General features: G+C 41.3%; 1 pseudogene. It reads right to left on the bottom strand.

The features are described from left to right. A pseudogene (locus KV696_RS09925) lies at positions 1-201 on the bottom strand (hypothetical protein); the annotation flags it as partial.

The raw sequence follows: 201 nt of genomic DNA, 5'->3' as shown, positions 1-201 counted from the left end.
TCTGGTCTCTTAGGTGTCACTGTAACATCACCAGTCTTAGGATCTTGTTCCAAGTCTACTGTTGGAGTTACTTTAGCTGGGGTTGTTACATTAGGAACTTCAACAGCTGGTTTTCCTGGTTCGATAATCTTACCTGGTTTTGTAACCTTACCGTCTGGTAATTCACTGTTTGGTACTTTACCTTTACCATCTTCTCCGATT

The organism is Streptococcus humanilactis, assembly GCF_019448275.1.
Classification (GTDB): Bacteria; Bacillota; Bacilli; order Lactobacillales; family Streptococcaceae; genus Streptococcus; species Streptococcus humanilactis.
This window is presented reverse-complemented; position numbering and strand designations above follow the sequence as displayed.